Annotated in this window: 4 protein-coding genes; 2 read left to right on the top strand and 2 right to left on the bottom strand. The window is 56.3% G+C overall.

Annotated features, from left to right (window positions below; translation table 11 throughout):
* On the top strand, positions 1-117 hold a 117-nt coding region (locus tag ACFOYU_RS15465), incomplete at its 5' end, for a transposase (protein WP_377033527.1).
* A gap of 1,084 nt (positions 118-1,201) precedes the next feature.
* Positions 1,202-2,209, top strand: coding sequence for a 3'-5' exonuclease (locus tag ACFOYU_RS15470; protein ID WP_377034278.1), 1,008 nt, complete (start codon positions 1,202-1,204; stop codon positions 2,207-2,209).
* Between the two features lie 501 nt (positions 2,210-2,710).
* Here ACFOYU_RS15470 and recA read toward each other — a convergent pair.
* Together recA and ACFOYU_RS15480 are read right to left on the bottom strand one after the other, a co-directional pair.
* Positions 2,711-3,751: a recombinase RecA gene (gene recA / locus ACFOYU_RS15475; protein ID WP_377034279.1), complete on the bottom strand. Its 1,041-nt coding sequence runs from the start codon at positions 3,749-3,751 to the stop codon at positions 2,711-2,713.
* Positions 3,752-4,512: 761 nt separating this feature from the next.
* A complete protein-coding gene (locus tag ACFOYU_RS15480) occupies positions 4,513-4,578 on the bottom strand; it encodes a hypothetical protein (RefSeq protein ID WP_377034268.1) in 66 nt (21 codons plus the stop codon).
* Positions 4,579-4,585: the final 7 nt, after the last annotated feature.

Raw genomic sequence — 4,585 nt, forward strand, 5'->3', positions numbered from 1 at the left:
CGGCTCTGGGCGAGGTTGAAGGAGTGGCGGGCTGTTGCAACCCGCTACGAGAAGACGGCCTCATCGTTCATGGGCATACTCTGTCTCGCCGCCGCTCTCGATTGGCTCAAGACCTAACAGTACCTAATTTGACCTACGCAGTCCCATATTTGGCGAATGCCTACAGTGTGGCTGGGGGCAATCCGAACCTTGCTGTGGCATTGTACTCCAGGGGCTACTACTACGTAGCCAAGCGTAAGGGACTGTTGAAAAAGCTTCGGACTGCTCACAGTGCCCCTCTTTCGCGAGAAGCGGAATCTTCTTCTCGGCTGATTTCGGCCCAGGTCGAATAATTTCAGACCCATTGCGTTAAGAGTAAAAAACGGAGCGAAGATGGTTGCTCCTCGCGAAGTCCGGCTACCAATTGCCCGTTGATCAAGGGCTTCATTCCCTTCGGCCTAGCCATTAGGGATGAGGTGAACGCCGCGAACTACAGTGATCTAATGCATCAGCCGTGGGAAGAGGCAAGGCGGTAGCCCGTAGAGGTCGCGGAGAGCACTCGTCAAGAAGCACACCCTTCGTAGAGAAGCTGATTGCATCAGCTATAGTTTTCGAACTGCAGAGAAGCCTTGCGAAGGATCGACACGAGTCGGCACGACTAGAAGACTGTTGGCGCTTGGCTGAGAGAGACGCCGGTGTGTACCGCAACTTCGAATGCAGCCACAGCGAGCCTTAACTGAATGGCCCCTTGAGCGAAGAACCAATCGCTATGTGATGGGTTCGATAGAGAAGGAGCAGCCGCTAATTGCGCGGTTGCTACTGACCGCCGTTACGATCAGCGGGAGCCCTGAATGCATTTCCCAACATAGCCAGTCCTGGTAGGCTCTACTGCATTGCCTGTCAATTCACAGGACATAGTGGGAGGCTCCCCGGACAAGTATGCGCCCGCTTGCGCCTCACGCGCTTCTTTCATTGATGTCTTTCTCGCGCCGGGTACGCGCTTGCAAACTTGCTCGTCCCGCCAGGTCAATATTCAGGATCCGCCATCTCCGGTGAGCCGTTGCCGATCTGTATCGGCAGTGTCGCACAGGGTGAACGGCAGGCATGATGCTCGGCCGGCAAATCGTGAGCTCTCATTAACCTTATGGCGACCAGTTCCTGCTTACGGTTCCTGACCTTCACCAAAGCTGAAGCGCAGAGACTGCCATAGGAATGAGACCAGATGAAAGGACAGGTTGATCTGTTCCTTGGATTGGACGAAACAGCGACGCCGATCCATAACGCCGCCACCTCCGCGATCCAAAGCAGAGCGCAGGAACAGAAGCGAGTATTCCGGCTGGATCCTACCAACTTCGAAGCAGCCGCCCGCACGCTTGAGGCAAGTAGGCAATATCGTATCCTGCGCCGCCTTCTACCTCGTCCCGTGGCCACATCTCGGATGGCGTTCCCGGGCGAAAAGCTCGCCATCATCGTAGACACCGAGACCACGGGCCTTGATCACACGCAGGACGAAGTCATCGAGATCGGGATGGTGGCGTTCTCATATGACGATGAAGGTCGGATCGGCGATGTTGTCGGCACCTTCAGCGCCTTGCGGGAGCCTTCCATCCCGATTACGCCCGAGATCACGCGTTTGACGGGGATCACATCAGAGATGGTGAAGGGACAAACGATCAATCTGGATGCAATCGCGGCGTTCATACAGCCGGCGCATCTGGTGATCGCCCACAACGCCCGCTTCGACCGCCCTTTCTGTGAGCACCTGGTGCAGGACTTTGCCCTGAAGGCATGGGCCTGCTCTCATGCGGAGGTACCATGGTTCGATTTCGGTTTCGAGGGCTCGAAGCTCGGCTACCTGCTGTCCCAGTGCGGCTGGTTTCATCAGGGTCATCGTGCTGTCGAGGACTGCCATGCCCTGCTAGAGGTCCTAACGGCTCCCCTCCCCAATGACTCCGGTTGCGCCATGTCCCATCTTCTGACGTCCGCACGCAAAACCCTGCTGCGCATCTGGGCGGAAGGTAGCCCCTTCGATATGAAGGACGAACTCAAGAAGCGCGGCTATCGCTGGAGCGACGGCAAAGATGGTCGCCTCAAGGCTTGGTTTATCGAGATTAGCGAGGATGCATACGAGACAGAGGTGGAGTTCCTGCGGCAGGAGGTCTACCGCCGGGACGTGGAGCCGTTCACCCAACGGATTACGGCCTTCGAGCGGTTCCGTGCAGCTTCTTAAACTCCTCTATTAAAGATTAGTCGCCGTGGCCGCTCTTGTCCTCTTGATTGGCTCGCCCAATCGATACCTGATCTTCGTGCACAATTCTGGGTTAGGAAATCTCACTGCCGGGTACGCAAAATAGTCGCTTTGCAGAACTCTAATGAGCCCATTCGCCTGCACCACAGTCGATGTGCTGCTCCTAACTTGCCCGAACGGTTGCCTTCTGCGCAAGCGATGCTCTGGATCAGCGAGGCGCTTACTCCCCTACCCGATAAAAAGCTCTCACGGAAACCATAAAATCCGAAATTAGGACGAACGCGACGAGCACGGCACACTGCTCGACGTCTACATGCTGGTCATGGACGAGGCTGGGCAAACTCTCGTCTCCGAAGCGGCCTGATAGGGTCACAAGACCTCAAGGAACAAAGGCCGCCCATAATTAAGCGACCTTTTATTTCGTCCCACCACCTGGAGATGTCCGGAGGCCAGGGTGCATCGATTTCTACTTCAGTTGAACTCTTAGGCGGCATCCTCTGATGCAATTACGTCATCGTTACCCTGCAAGTCTGCAATTAGGAGACCGGCATTCTGTCGGATCTTACTTTCGATTGCAGCCGCAATCTCGAGATTATCTTTCAGGAAAGCCTTGGCGTTCTCACGACCTTGTCCAAGTCGCTGGCTATCATAGGAGAACCAAGCGCCGGACTTCTCCACTACATTGGCTTTCACTCCGAGGTCGATAAGTTCGCCCATCTTCGAAATGCCCTCGCCGAACATTATGTCGAACTCAACCTGCTTAAAGGGCGGAGCGACCTTGTTCTTGACCACCTTAACCCGCACTTGATTGCCGATCGGCTCATCTCGATCCTTCAGAGTGGAGATCCGGCGTATGTCGAGACGGACTGAGGCGTAGAATTTTAGAGCATTGCCGCCTGTGGTCACCTCAGGAGTGCCGTATGTGACGCCGATCTTCATGCGGATCTGGTTGATAAAGATCACCATCGTATTCGCGCGGCTGATCGAACCGGTGAGCTTGCGCAGCGCCTGGCTCATGAGGCGGGCCTGAAGACCGGGCCGGCTCTCGCCCATCTCGCCCTCGATCTCCGCCTTTGGGGTCAAGGCTGCCACTGAATCGACAACCAGAACATCCACAGAGCCCGAGCGGACGAGCGTATCGGCAATCTCAAGTGCCTGCTCGCCGTTGTCCGGTTGAGACACGAGGAGAGCGTCCAGATTGACTCCCAGCTTACGGGCGTAAACGGGATCCAGGGCGTGCTCGGCATCAATGAACCCGCAGATGCCACCCTTCTTCTGTGCCTCAGCGATGGTCTGAAGTGCCAGCGTCGTTTTGCCTGACGATTCGGGTCCGTACACCTCAATGATTCGCCCGCGCGGTAGGCCCCCCACACCGAGCGCGACATCCAGGCCGAGCGAACCGGTCGAGACTGTCTCTACTTCGATAACCTGATCGCCCCCGAGGCGCATAATGGCGCCTTTACCGAAGGCTCGTTCAATCTGGCTGACAGCGGTCTCGATCGCCTTGGCCTTATCCATGCTCATCGTAAATTCCGTGATCAAGAGAAGGAGGTGACTTTACGAGCCCTCACTTTGAAAAGATAGAACAAAAAGCGAACAAATTGTCGCGACCTCTTCCGGAAGGAAGAGCTCGAATTGGCGAATGGGACGTGGAACTGGATCTAGGGTGTTGAACGTCCAGTGACGCGATAGTGTCTGCGAACCCGCCAATTTCGACCTATCAAGCTTGTGGAAGGCTCACGCGGTGGTGCACGGCATTCTGGTCAGCAGATCAATATCGTCTGCGCCGCTGCTGCTCTTTGCCGGAGCAGGCTCGAGCAAGACGCATATCCTGGCTAGACACTCGGATTGTTGACTAGGTGTGAGTTCTAATCAGGTTATTCCGGCGAGAGCCTGAGCGGGTGTCCATTGGGCAAGATTACCATGCGGGCGCTGGTGATTGCAGTAGGTCAGCGACCGCGGCGGATCATGTCCACTCAACCCAGCTAGGTCGTACGGGCATCCTGGTGCGGGTTGTTCATTCCTCAGGTCCATCGGTATTCGTGTCGCAACGACCATGTTCAGACTCTTAGATGGAATGGACAACCTCCTCAGATCTCACAACTAGGCACGTTGCGAGGCAACTACATTGCATAGTCGTGGTGGAGTGGCTGCTACACGAGCGCCTCCACCAGATGGTCCGAGACCTCCTCCGCTCACCGGTGAACCACCGGTTCCTGACGTGGGAGCGGGTGACGGGGCTGAAGATCCTCGCCGGGTGATCTCGACCAGGTGACCCGAGGCGCTCAAATGGCCTCCTTGAGTTCCTTGGCAGGGCGGAAGGCGATCTTCTTCGAGGCTTTAATCTTCACCGGCTCC

Origin of the sequence: Microvirga sp. GCM10011540 (genome assembly GCF_042650665.1) — a bacterium.
Lineage (GTDB): Bacteria > Pseudomonadota > Alphaproteobacteria > Rhizobiales > Beijerinckiaceae > Microvirga > Microvirga lenta.

Bases quoted from the DNA above. Each gene is read 5' to 3' on its own strand.
- ACFOYU_RS15470 (WP_377034278.1), top strand. From the start codon at position 1,202: ATGAAAGGACAGGTTGATCTGTTCCTTGGATTGGACGAAACAGCGACG.
- recA (WP_377034279.1), bottom strand. From the start codon at position 3,751: ATGAGCATGGATAAGGCCAAGGCGATCGAGACCGCTGTCAGCCAGATT.